This window comes from Oryzifoliimicrobium ureilyticum (genome assembly GCF_037199735.1).
Taxonomy (GTDB): Bacteria; Pseudomonadota; Alphaproteobacteria; order Rhizobiales; family Rhizobiaceae; genus Rhizobium; species Rhizobium ureilyticus.
This window is the reverse complement of record NZ_JBBBVQ010000005.1, coordinates 75,585-90,542: the sequence shown is the minus strand read 5'-3', so window position 1 is coordinate 90,542 and position 14,958 is coordinate 75,585. Positions and strand designations below refer to the sequence as shown.

Sequence of the window (14,958 nt, the reverse complement as noted above, 5' to 3'; positions counted from 1 at the left end):
GCGACGAAAAACACAAAATTTGCCTCTGTTTGGCAATTTTCTCATCCAAATTTCTGCTAGCTTATTGCAATCCAGTGAAACGAGGAGGGAATTTTCATGGTGACACGTCAACGTCTTAATCGGGAGAGTTTGCTGGCCGAGGCGAATAAGGGCCTAAAGCAGCACGCCGAAACCTGCGTCGACGCGAGCACCATTTTTGAACATGTCAGCAGTGACGACCTCCAGAACTACACCGCAGATATGTTGGCCAGGGCCGCCCTTCGCTCTGCGGAAGAACTCTCAGGCTGGGACCGCAGGACACCTCTCGTTCATATCGCTACGATCGATGGCGTAGAGCCCGCCGGCACGCCTGTTTCCGTCCTCACTGTCACGGAACACAATATGCCGTTTCTTTACGAATCGGTCATGGGCGAGGTGACAAGCAACTACCGCGATCTTTTCATGGCGGTTCATCCCATTCTCTCGGCTGCCGACATCACAAAGCAAGCAGCTGAGGATCCATCCGCTAAAATCAGCCATATTCAGATCCATCTGGCCCTGCTGAACGAAACGCAAGCCGAAGACCTGACGCAGCGCATTCGCTTTGTTCTCGATCAGGTGCGGCTATCCGTCAGCGACTGGAATCCGATGCTCGCCAAGATTGATGGGGTCGTGAACGAGCTAGGACAGTACGCGCCAAGCCGGCGAAAGGCCGAGCTTGACGAAGTCCTGGCATTTCTCCGCTGGCTGCGCGACGACAACTTCACCTTCCTCGGGATGCGCGAATATATCTATTCCGGAAGCGGCGAGAGCGCGACAGTTGAACGCGATACGGGTTCGGGTCTTGGCATTTTGACCAATCCGGATGTGAGGGTTCTGAGGCAAGGCGTCAACGCCGTAACGACCACGCCAGAAATTCTTGCTTTTCTGGAGGGTCCGGACTTCCTCATCGTCACCAAGGCAAATGTAAAATCCGTCGTTCATCGCCGAGCCTACATGGACTATGTCGGCGTCAAACGCTTTGATGCCGCGGGAAAAGTCACAGGCGAACTGCGGATTGTCGGGCTCTTCACTTCCACCGCTTATACGTCGGCAACCGAACACGTTCCGCTCATCCGGTTGAAGGCTGCAAAGGTCAAGCAGCACTTTGGTTTTGAACCCACAAGCCATTCCGGCCGCATGCTTGCCAACACGCTCGAATCCTATCCTCGCGACGACCTCTTCCAAATCGATGCGGCGTTGCTTGCCCGTTTCGCCGAACAGATCAATGATCTTTCCGATCGGCCACGGGTTCGCGTCTTGCCGCGCGTCGACCACTTCGACCGCTTCGTTTCCGTTATCGTCTATGTGCCGCGCGAGGAATATGATTCCATCGTTCGTGAAAAGATCGGCCTTTATCTGAAGACAGTTTATGACGGACGCGTGTCAGCCTATTACCCGGCTTTTCCGGAAGCTGGACTGGCGCGCGTGCACTTCATCATCGGTAGATCCAATGGAAAAACGCCGAAGATTAGCCAGCAGAAGCTTGAGGACGCCGTGCGGGCAATTACCGCTCGCTGGAGTGACCGGTTTTATATGCTGGCAGGACCGTCTGCGCCGAAGCTCTCCGTCAGCAATGCCTTTCAGGAGGCCTTCACGCCCGAAGAAGCTATTGCCGATCTCGCCCATCTCAAGGCGTGCCTCTCGGGTGCCTCGGTTCGAATTGCGTTCTATTACCGCGATGATGCAGATCGAGGCCGCATTCTGTCGTTGAAGATCTTTCATCGGCGCGAACAGCTTGCCCTGTCGCGGCGCGTTCCCTTGCTGGAAAACCTCGGCTTCAACGTTCTGAGCGAAAGAACCTTCGACATCGAAGTCGTCAAAGACGATACGCAGGATCTGATCGTACTGCACGATATGGAACTTGAACCGCGTCAGGGCGGCGACGTCGACTTGTCGAAATTCGGAACTCTTCTGGAAGAGGCATTTATTGCAGCTTTCGAGGGACGGATCGATAATGACGGTTTCAATCGGCTCATCCTCTCGACAGGCCTTTCCGCGCGTAAAGCCAATGTGCTGCGCGCCTATGCCCGCTATTTGCGCCAGGCCGGAATTACCTATTCGCAAGATTATATCGCAACGACGCTGGACCGATATCCCGGCGTGACATCGGCAATTTTCCGTCTCTTCGAGGATACACACAATCCGGCACTTCACGATAAAGCTCGGTTGAAGCGCCTCACGGATCTGCAGCAAGCGATTGAAGCGGGACTTGCCGAGGTCCCCAGCCTGGACGACGATCGCATTTTGCGCCGCTATCGCAACATCATTGAAGCGACGCTGCGGACGAACTATTTCCAGAAAACGCCCGATGGTGCACCAAAGGCAATGCTTGCCTTCAAACTGGACCCGCATCATGTCGAGGGTCTGCCGCAACCGCTGCCTTACCGCGAAATTTTCGTTTATGGCGTTGATGTCGAAGGCGTCCACTTGCGGTTTGGACCCGTGGCACGCGGCGGACTTCGATGGTCCGATCGCGCCGAGGACTATCGGACGGAAATATTAGGTCTCGTCAAAGCCCAGCAGGTGAAAAATGCCGTGATCGTGCCCGTTGGCGCGAAAGGCGGCTTTTACCCGAAGAACCTGCCGGCCGGTGGAAGCCGTGAGGAGGTCTTCAATGCCGGTCGAGAGGCCTACCAAATTTATATTCGCACCTTGCTGTCCATCACCGACAATATCGTCGGACCGGAAATCGTGCCGCCTGCCGATACCCTACGGCTGGACGGTGACGATCCTTATTTCGTGGTTGCTGCCGACAAGGGTACTGCGACTTTCTCCGACACAGCCAACGGATTGGCCATCGACGCGGGCTTTTGGCTAGACGATGCCTTCGCATCCGGCGGCTCTGCCGGTTACGACCACAAGAAGATGGGGATTACAGCCCGCGGCGCCTGGGAGACGGTGAAACGGCATTTCCGTGAAATGAATGTCGATATCCAGACCACGCCGTTCACGGTTGCAGGTGTGGGCGATATGTCAGGCGATGTCTTCGGGAATGGCATGTTACTTTCGCCCAAGATCAGGCTGGTAGCGGCTTTTGATCATCGGGACATCTTCATCGATCCCGATCCAGACATGGAAAAGACGCTTGCCGAGCGGCAGCGGCTGTTCAACCTGCCGCGCTCGAGCTGGCAGGATTTCAATAAGAAGCTGCTGTCTGACGGCGGCATGATCATTTCGCGGTCCGCAAAATCGGTAACGCTGAGCCCGCAGGCCATGAAGGTGCTGGATCTCGATAAGGCCGTGGCGACACCCTTTGAGATTATCACCGCCATTTTGAAGAGCCCGGTCGATCTTCTATGGTTCGGAGGGATCGGAACCTACATCAAGGCGCCTGGAGAAACCGACGCCGAAGTGGGCGACCGCGCCAATGATCCGATCCGCATCACCGGCGACGACGTTCGAGCCAAGGTGATCGGCGAGGGCGCCAATCTTGGCGTGACGCAAAAGGGCCGTATCGTTTATGGCCTGCGCGGCGGACGATCGAATTCCGATGCCATCGACAATTCGGCAGGCGTCAACACCTCGGATGTCGAGGTCAACATCAAGATTGGCCTCTCTTCCGCAATGCAGGATGGACGCCTGACGCGTGAGGAGCGCAATCGTCTCTTGTCATCGATGACCGAGGAGGTCGCGAGCCTTGTTCTGCGCAACAACTATCTTCAATCCCTGGCAATTTCTCTGACGCACCTGAAGGGAACGGCCAATGGTCTGGAATTGAACCGGCTGATGACGGTTCTAGAGGGTGGAAAGCAGCTCAACCGAAAAGTCGAGACCTTGCCCGATGATGCAACTTTTATAGAACGCTATGCATCGGGAAAACCGTTGACGAGAGCGGAGATTGGCGTTCTGCTCTCCTACGCGAAGATCGTCCTTTTTGATGCTCTGACAGCAAGCAATCTGCCCGACGATCCCTATTTTGCATCCGTCCTTGCCCATTACTTCCCGACCAAGATGCAAAAGAAGCACGCGGCCGATATCGCCAATCATCGGCTGCGGCGGGAAATCATCGCGACGGTCCTCGCCAATGACGTCATCAACCTTGGCGGTCCAGCGTTCGTCGTTTCCATCATGGATGCAACAGCCGCCTCCGCTGCCGAAGTCGTCCGGGCATCGGTGATTGCCCGAGACGGCTTTGGACTTGCTCGCCTCTGGGCAGAGACCGATGCACTCGACAACAAGATATCGGGCGAAAGCCAGAACGCGATCTACCAGGAAATCAGCTTCGCCTTCGCTGTCCTGACCCGTGTTCTTCTGAAGGCGAATTTGAACCGGGATATCCCGGAGACGATTGGCCAGCTGCAAGCAGGGCTGAAAAAATTGAGGCCAACCTTCACGGCCTCCATGAAAGCTGAACTGGAAGAGCGCCAGTCGAGGTTTACCGCACTCGGACTGTCCAATGAGCTTGCCGCAGATATCGCCGCACTAATCACGCTTCCGATGGTGCCGGAGATATTGCAAATCGCCGAGCGCACTGGGGCCTCTCTGCCGAAAGCTGCTGAAAGCTATTTCTCAGTGTCTCAGACCTTCAAGGTAGGCCGACTACTGACAGCCGGTGTTCGCATCTCCACGACCGACCACTACGAAAATCTTGCTTTGTCCCGGAGTCTCGATCAGATTGCCTTGGCACGGCGCGATATCACCATCGCTGCCCTGTCCGACCATATGGAAGAGAAGTCACCGGTGCAGGCTTGGCATTCACGTGACCGCATCCGCGTGAACCGGGTTGCGGAGGAACTGGCAAATATGGGAGACGCAGACTTCACGCTTCCGCGCATTATCGTTGCGGCGGGATTGTTGAGCGATCTTGCAAGGAGCGTAGCTGCATGATGAAGGCCGAGCGCCCCGACAGGCAACAGGCATGAACCGCGTTGACTGGGAAGGGCTGAGGCCCGCGAAAGCGGACCGGAAAGGCATATGGGGCTGGATGCTGTTCGATTGGGCAGCCCAGCCTTTTTTCACGGTAGTGACTACCTTTATCTTCGGGCCCTACTTCGTCTCTCGGCTCACCAGCGATCCGGTGAGCGCTCAGGCGATGTGGAGCAATATGGCGACGATCTCGTCTGTTATCATCGCTCTTTTGTCTCCCGTTCTCGGTGCAATCGCCGATCAATCGGGTGGCCGTAAGCCCTGGATAGCGCTCTTTGCTGTGATCAAGATTGCTTGCCTGATGGGACTTTGGCTGGCGGTTCCAGGATCACCGCTCATCTATCCGATGATCTTTATGATCCTCGCCTCGATCGCGGCGGAATTTTCTATCGTCTTCAACGATTCCATGATGCCGCGGCTGATTGAGCGCCACGAGGTCGGGAAGATCTCGAATATGGCCTGGGGCATTGGTTATCTCGGCGGCATGATCGTCCTGATTTTCGTCGTGGCATTTCTTGCGGGAAACCCTCAGACGGGGCTGACACTCCTTGGACTTCACCCCCTCTTCGGCCTTGATCCCCATACTGGCGCAGATGCGCGTATCACAGGTCCGATCGCAGCGCTTTGGTATCTGATCTTCATCCTGCCGATGTTTGTCTTCACACCCGATGCAGAAGCAAAACATCCGCTCCTAGCCGCCATAAAGATTGGCATCGCCGAAATCGGTTCTACACTCGGCGAACTGCGTCAACGTCGCAGCCTTCTTCGGTTTCTCGTTGCACGCATGGTTTACCAGGACGGCGTCAACGGCCTGCTGATCCTGGGTGGCGCGTTTGCTGCCGGGATGTTCGGCTGGGCCACCATCGAAATCGGGCTTTATGGTATCATTCTCAATATCGTTGCGATTTTCGGCTGCCTGGTTGCGGGCGTGATCGACAAGAAGATCGGGTCGAAAGCAACCGTGGTCATCAGCCTGACGCTTCTCCTGCTGGCAACCATCGGCATTATCTCGACGGGCCCGGGTTATACCTTCTTTGGCCTGATGACGCTTCCGGCAGACAAGACCTCAGGCCTGTTCAGTACCGGGGCAGAAAAAGCTTATATCCTCTATGGCGTTTTGATCGGACTGGCCTTTGGACCTGTACAGGCCTCGTCCCGCTCGTACTTTTCAAGAAGTATTTCGGTTCAAGAGGCCGGCCGGTATTTCGGCATTTATGCGCTGGCGGGTCGAGCAACAAGCTTCATGGCAACGCTCGCTTTCTCGGTTGTCACCTATACCACGGGTTCTGCGCATCTCGGGATGGCAACGCTCATCATCTTTCTTGGCGCCGGGCTGTTCCTGTTGATCTCAACACCCTATCCAGCGGATAGGAAGGAAGAATAACTTCCCTTTCCCGGCCGATCGTACTGGTCAAATGAGAACTTTGATTGAGAACGAAACTCGTCAGACAGAGTGCGCCGGCGCAACGGGCGTTGGATCAAAAGCGTTCCGCCGGCGATGTCTGAACTGTTGTACGCGATCAAAATATTAGTGGCGGAAGTGACGCATGCCGGCGAAGACCATAGCGACATCATGCGCATTCGCCGCATCGATGACTTCTTGGTCGCGCATCGAACCGCCTGGCTGAATAACTGCAGTTGCACCCGCTGCGATCATGGACAGCAGGCCATCAGCAAAGGGCAAAAAGGCTTCTGACGCAACAGCCGAGCCCTTCGTCATCGGTTCGGCGATACCGAGCGCTTTCGCGGCTTCCTCAGCTTTAAGCGCCGCAATTCTGGCAGAATCGACGCGGCTCATCTGTCCTGCGCCAATACCTGCGGTCTGGCCATCTTTCGCATAAACCACGGCATTCGATTTGACGTGCTTGGCGACCTTGAAGGCAAATTTCATGTCTTCCAGCTCTTGCGGTGTCGGCGCCCGGCGCGTGACGACCTTCAATTCAAGATCTTCGACCATTCCATTGTCACGGCTCTGGACCAGAAAGCCGCCGGAAACGGTCTTCGCCGTTAAGCCAGCCGCTCTAGCGTCAGGAAGACCACCCGCCGAGAGCAATCTCAAATTCGGTTTGCGAGCGATGATTGCTTTGGCATCCTCGGACACATCGGGGGCGATGATGACTTCGGTGAACAGCTTGACGATTTCTTCAGCAGTTGCGGCGTCCAGCGTCTTGTTCAGAGCGATAATGCCACCGAAAGCAGAGACGGAGTCGCAGGCAAGCGCCCGTTGATAGGCTTCAACGAGGCTCGAACCTGTCGCCACGCCGCATGGATTGGCGTGCTTGATGATGGCGCAGGCCGGCGCATGTTCGGGCAGAAATTCGCTCACCAGTTCATAGGCTGCGTCGGTATCGTTGATGTTGTTGTAAGACAGTTGCTTGCCCTGCAGAAGGACAGCCGTCGCAACACCAGGCCGGTTTTCGCCAGTGACATAAAAGGCAGCCTTTTGATGCGGATTCTCGCCATACCGCATCTCTTCCTTCAAGGTTCCACCGAGCGTGCGATGACGCGGCGTGTCGATTGACAAGGTCTCGGCAAACCAGTTCGCGATAACGGCGTCATAGGCTGCCGTGCGCGCATAGGCTTTGGCGGCCATGGTTTGACGAAAAGCGTAGGATACCTCACCGTTCTGAGAGCTGATTTGATTTACCAACTCGGCATAATCCGCAGGATCGGTGACAACAGTGACATAGGCGTGATTTTTGGCGGCCGCGCGGATCATGGCAGGACCCCCAATATCGATGTTTTCGACCGTGGTCGGATAGTCACCGCCCGCTGCCCGAACTTCTTCGAAAGGATAGAGGTTGATCACGGCAAGATCGATCGCGCCTATGCCGTTTTCGGCCATCGCCTTGCGATGTTCTTCATCGTCACGAATAGCCAAAAGACCGCCATGAACGACAGGATGCAGCGTCTTTACACGTCCGTCCATGATTTCCGGAAAGCCTGTGACGTCAGAAACATCGGTAACCGGGATGCCGGCACTCGAGATCGCCTTGAAGGTACCGCCGGTCGAAAGAAGCCGAACGCCAGAATCGTGCAGAGCTTGAGCGAGTTCGACGACGCCGGCCTTGTCGAACACCGACAGGAGCGCGGTCTTGACGGCAACTTTATCCGGAGCTGGAATTTTCTTTGAGGCGACGGCCATGGATCTTCTCCCTTGCGGCTGGCAGCGGCGGATGCCTTATGGCGCGGCGTTATCATAGCTTTGCGCCCACGAAAACCAGCTTTGCGTGGATTTTGACAAGAACAGGAAGAATCTCAGCGCGAATGCCGAATCATGCATCCGGGCAGAAAGCGTTCACTTCCGTTCATCTGCCTGGAGGCGGTGCATTATGACCGACGCGACAGGAACCAGCGGATCTCCGGCTTTTGATCACTGAAGGCGATCTCAAGCTGATCCGATGCGCAAATGCCCGACGCATCGGCAAAGAAAACATCTTCGGCAATCACCACCTCGTGGCCAGGGCAGGAAAACACCCATTTTTCGCCATCCGGCGCCATCAGGAGAACTGATTCTCGATCCTGCTGATAAAGATCGATCGCCGGGTGAATATGAAAACGGCTCACCGCATCAAATTCGGTTCCAGTGTCATTGCCATCAGGCATGAGAAGCCGGTCACGGCCCGTGATAATTGTGCCGGTCGCATTGAGGCTGATTTCTCGTTGATGCAGAAGTCCGAAATCCGACAGATATCCATCGTGGGTGGCGATGACGCAATCGCGTCCATCGTCCGCTTTCGATCTCTCGACTTGAACGGCTTCCACGCGTTCCTGCATGACAGGTTCAATGAAATCAGACTGCAGAAAACGGGAAGAAGACGTATCGTTCAAAGTCACGGTGCTATGCGCGGCTGTGGCGCGCGCCATTTGTACATAGCGCCGATCCGCAAATTTCGGCGATCCAGCGTTGACGATGAAGCGATGCCTGTAGGAAGACATTTCGAAGGAGAGACATCCAGCATGGGCGGACGCGGACAAGCGACCAAGTGGCGCAACACCGGTATCCATCAAGATCACCGTGTTACCTGATGCGAGCCGTTGAAAATTCGAATGCGGCATAGCCTTGAAGGGCTGACCTGTGGTTTCGTCATATCGTAGCACCGACATCAACTCTTCCGCAGAGGTTGTCGAAGCGCCATTGAACAAAGCAAGATCGCCATTGCTGTGACGGAAGAAGCGGAGCGCCGGATACATCCGATCAATGCCGGACATTAGCTTTTGCGGGAGGTCATGGCCGAGATTTACGTAGGTCTGACGTAACGGCAGGAGATCAAGTAATAGTTCGAGACCGATCCGCGGGTTGCGCGAGATATGTCCGCCGTCCGGCAAAATCTGTAGATCGAACTCCCGGTCGAGATCCTGTGCAGCGCGTTTCAGCGTCGCTGCTTTGGTTGGAACCGCAACGGTAGCCATGGCGAGTGCGATGCGAATCTGAAATAGCGTTGTTCCATCCGGTTGATAGCGTGCCGTGCGTTGAAGATAGCGGATTTGAAAGGCGAGCGAGCGCATAAAGCGGCGATAAAAGCCGCGTTCGGCCCCTTGCAGAAGAACCGGCGAATGTGACAGCCATGAGATGACGCGCTTGGCCGTCACCTCTTCTTCCCATGCGATCCCAACGATCCGAGTGCCGTGTATCGATAGCCAGCTATCCACGATGGTACGCGCTGCGGCACCACTGCGCGGGTTCTTGCGCGCGCGCATATGCCGCAGCCAACTGAAGTTGTGAAGACGAACTGCAAAAGCTCGGGATGGCAGCGTCAAATGAAACGGAGATTTTCCATCGGTTTCCAGAAGGCGACCGGCAAGGGGAAAGCGTCCACTCAGGATCTCATCGCAGACATGCGGATCAACGCCTCTCAGATCTGTCGGCGCAACAATCAGACGGTCTGGAACCCGCAAAAATCGAGATGACAGGCGTAGGCGCATCACGGCGATGCGTCGCCTCAATCGACGCATTGTCTCTCCCAGATACAACCCCGAAGATAGGCCCGTTCTCATCATACATTTTCTATCCGCTCCCAGCCTTAACAGGCGGTAAATATGAGGGGCGGATCGCTAGGATTGTTTAAAAAGGCGACATGGCGGGATCAACTGTTAAGCAAGGCGTCGAAGGACTGCCGCGTAGAAACCGTCGAGACCGGATGTAACATCCGGTTGCTTCATGTCCAGCATGCTGGGCAGCGTGCGAAATTCCCCAAGAGGCGTGATCGCATCTTCAAGGGCCGGCCAAGCGGTCGGATCGATTGCAACGCGCTCTAGATTCGGCATATCGGCGAGCACTCGAGCAACCACTGCTTCGCCCTCTTCTGGATCGAGCGAACAATTCGAGAAGACGATCGTGCCGCCAACTTTCAGGAGCGAGACGGCGTGGCGCAGAAGTCGTTCCTGAAGCATCGCCAAACGCTTGATGTCATCCGCATCCTTCGTCCACAGCACATCTGGATGACGGCGCGTTGTTCCCGTCGAAGAACAGGGGGCATCAAGCAGGATGGCATCGAAAGGCTCATCAGGCAAAAAAGTCGTCAGATCCGTCGCAATCGTTTCGGCTTGAAGATGAAGTCGTTCCAGGTTGCTTCTCAGCCGTCGAAGTCGGTTCTCCGATAGGTCGATGGCCGTTACCGATGCACCTGCCATCACAAGCTGCGCCGTCTTTCCTCCCGGCGCTGCACAGAGGTCGGCAACCCGCTTTCCTGTCAGATCACCGAATAACCTTGCGGGAATGCTGGCGGCCGCATCCTGCACCCACCAATGGCCTTCGGCGAAGCCGTCCAAGGACGGAATAGCACCAGCAAAGGGGCGAAGGCGCACACTGCCTGTCGGCAGGACAACACCACTCAGACGTTGCGCCCATTCGTCCGCGTTGGATTTCGTCGTCAAATCAATCGCAGCCGGCTGCAATTGCGACTGCGAAATTGCAAATGCTTTCTCCGCGCCATAAGCGGCAATCAGTCTGTCGAAAAACCACTTGGGAACCAGAGGAACATCGGAGATTTTTTCCAACGTTTCCTCTTTTTCGCGGCCCAGTCGGCGCAAGACAGCATTGACGAGCTTTGCAAAACGCCGGTTCCGCGGATCGCGGTTTGCCTGCTCCACTGCAAGATCAACCGCAGAATGGTCGGGCACATCGAGATAAAGAACCTGGACAGCACCGACGATAAGAACATGACGCAAAGACCGAGCCCCATCCGGCAACGGCGTCTCGAGCAGAAGATCGATTGCCGCTTCGATCCGAGGAAGATTGCGCAAACTCGCATGCAAGATTGCCCTGACCAAGGCGCGGTCGCTTTCGCTCAAAGCCTTATAGACGGGATTGCCGTGCTCGTTATCGAGCGCGCCATCCAGGGGAAGACGACGCTCAAGAACAGCACCGAGAATCTTAGTCGCAGCAGCTCTTACGGCAAATCCCGGTCTGTCAGGTTGATGCCGCCGGAGTTCTCCAGCCGGCTTTTCCCTTTTTTTATCAGACGATGCTTTGGAGCGATCCGGTTTTAAGACCACGGGCCTTTATATCCTTGCGAACTGCCGCCATGTCCGGACCCGGTATTGGGCACGGATCGGGACTTTCGCGTCGGATTAGCAGTCCGCGGAGGTGCCGTCGAGAAGAACTCGCCCGACTGTGCCATTTGTTGAAGAGCGGCAATTCTGTTCTCGGTATTCGGATGGGTGGAAAAGAGATTGTCCATGCGCTGGCCGGAAAGCGGATTGATGATGAACATATGCGCGCTGGCAGGGTGACGTTCCGCATCGTAATTGGGCACTTGCGCGGCACCGCGCGCGATTTTCGCAAGAGCAGATGCAAGCCATAGTGGATTTCCGCAAATTTCCGCGCCGCGACGGTCCGCCGAATATTCCCGCGTCCTGCTGATGGCCATCTGAACGACCATGGCAGCAAGCGGTGCGACGATCATTGCGAGAAGCACCCCGATAATGCCAAGAGGATTATTGTTGTTTTCGCGATTACCGCCAAAGAAGAATGCGAAATTGCCCAACATCGAAATCGCACCAGCCAAAGTTGCGGTGATGGTCATGGTCAATGTGTCGCGATTTTGAACATGCGCCAGTTCATGGGCCATGACACCGGCAACTTCCTCTGGCGAAAGAACATTCAAAAGCCCGGTCGAAGCGGCAACAGCTGCATTCTGCGGATTGCGTCCCGTTGCAAAGGCGTTTGGCTGTGGGTTGTCATAGAGATAGACGCGCGGCATCGGCAGACCCGCTCTATGGGCAAGGTCCCTCACGATCCCATAAAATTCGGGAGCATTGCGCTCGTCTACTTCCTGCGCGTGGTAGGCGGAAAGAACCATCTTGTCCGAATTCCAATAGGAAAACAGGTTCATACCCGCCGCAAATACGAAGGCGATCATCAGGCCGCCTTTCCCACCGACCAAAAACCCAACGGCCATGAATAGGGCCGTCATGAAGGCCAGCAGCATTGCCGTGCGCACAAGATTCATCGCGTTCTCCGTTCCCTATTCCGCCAACCGATCGACACCGGTCTTTAAATTTGGCGGCCTGGACACTAAGATTGGGAGAAGTGTGATTGTTTTCAATATTCCATGAGGCTGCCAAACATGCCTGCGAGCGACAACGATAACCAAGAGGATAAAACCAAAGCGCCGGGAAGCGCGCCGCGCATGCTGTCACCGGCGGCAAAACGTGCTCTTGCAGAGGCGGAAGAACGCCGGCGCAACGCTAAACCTTTGGAGCTTCCGCCGGAAATCAACGGGCGGGGCGGGGCCGAGCCCGTGCGGTTTGGAGACTATGAGATCAATGGCCGTGCTATTGATTTCTAAATGACGTGAGCCGCTACGGCGTGACCCGTTCAACTGAACGATCGCTATTGCACTCGATCAAAACGCCCCGCCGGCCAAAAGACCTGCGGGGCGTTTTTTGTGGTAAGGCTCTCGTTCAGGCAGCGTCTGCCTTGTTCTGTCGGTTCGCAATCAGTTCATCGACCACGCCTGGATCTGCTAACGTCGAGGTATCACCCAGTGCCCCGAAATCGTCTTCGGCAATCTTCCGAAGGATTCGTCGCATGATCTTGCCGGAACGGGTCTTCGGCAGTCCCGAGGCAAACTGGATCTTATCCGGCGCCGCGATGGGGCCGATTTCAGCCCTCACATGTTTGATCAACTGCTGGCGCAATTCCTCATTTCCCTCGTGGCCTGCCATCAAGGTCACATAGCAGTAGATGCCTTGACCCTTGATGGAATGAGGATAGCCGACCACAGCGGCTTCGGAGACGAGATTGTGTGAAACCAGGGCCGACTCGACTTCGGCCGTGCCAAGCCGATGGCCAGACACATTCAACACATCGTCGACGCGACCCGTGATCCAGTAATATCCATCCTCATCGCGCCGGCAGCCATCACCCGTGAAGTACTTGCCCTTGTAGGTGGAAAAATAAGTCTGGATGAATCGCTCGTGATCGCCGTAGACCGTCCGCATCTGCCCGGGCCAACTATCGGCAATACAGAGATTGCCATCAGCCGCGCCTTCCAGAACCTTGCCTTCGGCATCCACCAGTTCAGGCTTCACGCCAAAGAAGGGTACCGTCGCCGATCCTGGCTTGAGCGCTGTAGCGCCGGGCAGGGGAGTAATCATATGCCCGCCGGTCTCGGTCTGCCACCAGGTATCGACGACCGGGCAACGCTTTTCGCCGACCACATTGTAATACCATTCCCAGGCCTCGGGATTAATCGGCTCGCCGACCGTACCGAGCAAACGCAACGAAGACCGCGAAGAGCGCTTCACGAAATGATCGCCAGCACCCATCAGTGAGCGGATCGCCGTTGGTGCCGTGTAGAAGATATTCACCTTGTGCTTGTCGATAACTTCCCAGAAGCGCCCCTGATCGGGAAAATTAGGAACGCCTTCGAACATCACCGTGGTCGCGCAGTTCGCAAGAGGGCCGTAGACGATATAGGAATGGCCGGTAACCCAGCCTACATCGGCCGTGCACCAATAGATATCGCCCGGGCGGTAATCGAAAACATATTCATGCGTCATGGCGACATAAACTAGATAGCCGCCCGTCGTATGAAGAACGCCTTTCGGTTTGCCCGTAGAGCCGGATGTGTAGAGGATGAAAAGCGGATCTTCCGCCTTCATTTTAACCGGCGGGCAATCGGCCTTCACAGTTGCGACTTCCTGGTGATACCAGAGATCGCGGCCAGGAGCCCAACCCGTTTTGCCGCCCGTGCGGCGAACCACCAAAACCTTATTCACCGTCACATGCTGTCTGGCAGCAATATGAATGGCAGCATCGGCATTTTCCTTGAGCGGGACCGGCTTGCCACCGCGCACGCCTTCGTCACAGGTAATCAGGAAGGTGGATTGGCAATCGACGATACGGCCTGCCAAAGCCTCTGGCGAAAAGCCGCCGAAGACAACCGAATGGACAGCACCAATGCGCGCGCAGGCCAGCATGGCATAGGCCGCCTCCGGTATCATTGGCATATAGATGGTGACGCGATCACCCTTTTGAACACCATGCTTCTTTAGAACATTCGCCATCCGGCAAACATGTTCATACAGCTCGTTGTAAGTGATCTTCTTGTCGATGTAGGGGTTATCGCCCTCAAAAATGATTGCGGTCTGATTACCATTGGTCTTCAGGTGACGGTCGATGCAATTATAGGCGACGTTGGTTTGGCCGTCTTCGAACCACTTGATGGAGACCTTGCCGGTAAAGGAGGTGTTCTTGACCTTGGTATAAGGCTTGAACCAGTCGATACGCCGACCGTGCTTGCCCCAGAACTTGTCAGGGTTTTCGATGCTTTCCTCATACCATTTCAGATATTTGTCCTGGTCGATGAGCGCACGCGTCTTCACCGGCTTTGCGACCGGATAGATTTTTTCTGACATTCAATCCTCCTCATGCAAACGCCGCCATTTCGTGAGACGGCGCGGTACTGTCCCTATTCATAGCAATTCACAGGCGATCGGCAATTAGACGAAGGTCATTTGAGGCGGAATCAATTGCAATTCTGCGACAGCGCGGTTATATAGCGCCTAATTTCCGGACATTGTGGTGACATCCCACGGACCGCGACCCCGGCGCGGACGACA

8 protein-coding genes are annotated in these 14,958 nt (G+C 55.7%); 3 read left to right on the top strand and 5 right to left on the bottom strand.

Annotated elements, in window-relative coordinates; translation table 11 throughout:
• The first annotated feature begins 96 nt into the window (after positions 1 to 96).
• Both VQ830_RS09075 and VQ830_RS09070 read left to right on the top strand, forming a co-directional pair.
• Positions 97 to 4,848 carry an NAD-glutamate dehydrogenase gene (locus VQ830_RS09075; RefSeq protein ID WP_337267777.1) on the top strand — a complete coding sequence of 1,584 codons (4,752 nt, stop codon included), beginning with the start codon at positions 97 to 99 and terminating at the stop codon, positions 4,846 to 4,848.
• A 31-nt stretch (positions 4,849 to 4,879) separates the two neighbouring features.
• Entirely contained in the window at positions 4,880 to 6,271 is a 1,392-nt protein-coding gene (locus tag VQ830_RS09070) for an MFS transporter (protein WP_337267776.1), read from the top strand.
• A 144-nt stretch (positions 6,272 to 6,415) separates the two neighbouring features.
• Here the strand turns inward: VQ830_RS09070 and purH are convergent, their stop codons facing one another.
• The 4 genes from purH to htpX all read right to left on the bottom strand — a co-directional run bounded on the left by purH (position 6,416) and on the right by htpX (position 12,341).
• On the bottom strand, positions 6,416 to 8,032 hold the full coding sequence (gene purH / locus VQ830_RS09065; RefSeq protein WP_337267775.1) for a bifunctional phosphoribosylaminoimidazolecarboxamide formyltransferase/IMP cyclohydrolase: 1,617 nt from the start codon (positions 8,030 to 8,032) through the stop codon (positions 6,416 to 6,418).
• A 185-nt stretch (positions 8,033 to 8,217) separates the two neighbouring features.
• A complete protein-coding gene (locus VQ830_RS09060) occupies positions 8,218 to 9,843 on the bottom strand; it encodes a heparinase II/III family protein (RefSeq protein WP_438617552.1) in 1,626 nt (541 codons plus the stop codon).
• A gap of 138 nt (positions 9,844 to 9,981) precedes the next feature.
• A complete protein-coding gene (locus tag VQ830_RS09055) occupies positions 9,982 to 11,385 on the bottom strand; it encodes an RsmB/NOP family class I SAM-dependent RNA methyltransferase (protein WP_337267774.1) in 1,404 nt (467 codons plus the stop codon).
• Positions 11,376 to 12,341: a zinc metalloprotease HtpX gene (gene htpX / locus VQ830_RS09050; RefSeq protein WP_337267773.1), complete on the bottom strand. Its 966-nt coding sequence runs from the start codon at positions 12,339 to 12,341 to the stop codon at positions 11,376 to 11,378. The genes VQ830_RS09055 and htpX overlap by 10 nt, the downstream gene beginning before the upstream one ends.
• 117 nt (positions 12,342 to 12,458) lie before the next feature.
• On the opposite strand from htpX, the gene VQ830_RS09045 reads away from it, so the two are divergent.
• The gene (locus tag VQ830_RS09045) at positions 12,459 to 12,680 is read left to right on the top strand and encodes a DUF1674 domain-containing protein (protein WP_337267772.1); all 222 of its coding nucleotides are present in this window, start codon (positions 12,459 to 12,461) and stop codon (positions 12,678 to 12,680) included.
• A 115-nt stretch (positions 12,681 to 12,795) separates the two neighbouring features.
• Here the strand turns inward: VQ830_RS09045 and acs are convergent, their stop codons facing one another.
• On the bottom strand, positions 12,796 to 14,754 hold the full coding sequence (gene acs / locus VQ830_RS09040; RefSeq protein WP_337267771.1) for an acetate--CoA ligase: 1,959 nt from the start codon (positions 14,752 to 14,754) through the stop codon (positions 12,796 to 12,798).
• Positions 14,755 to 14,958: the final 204 nt, after the last annotated feature.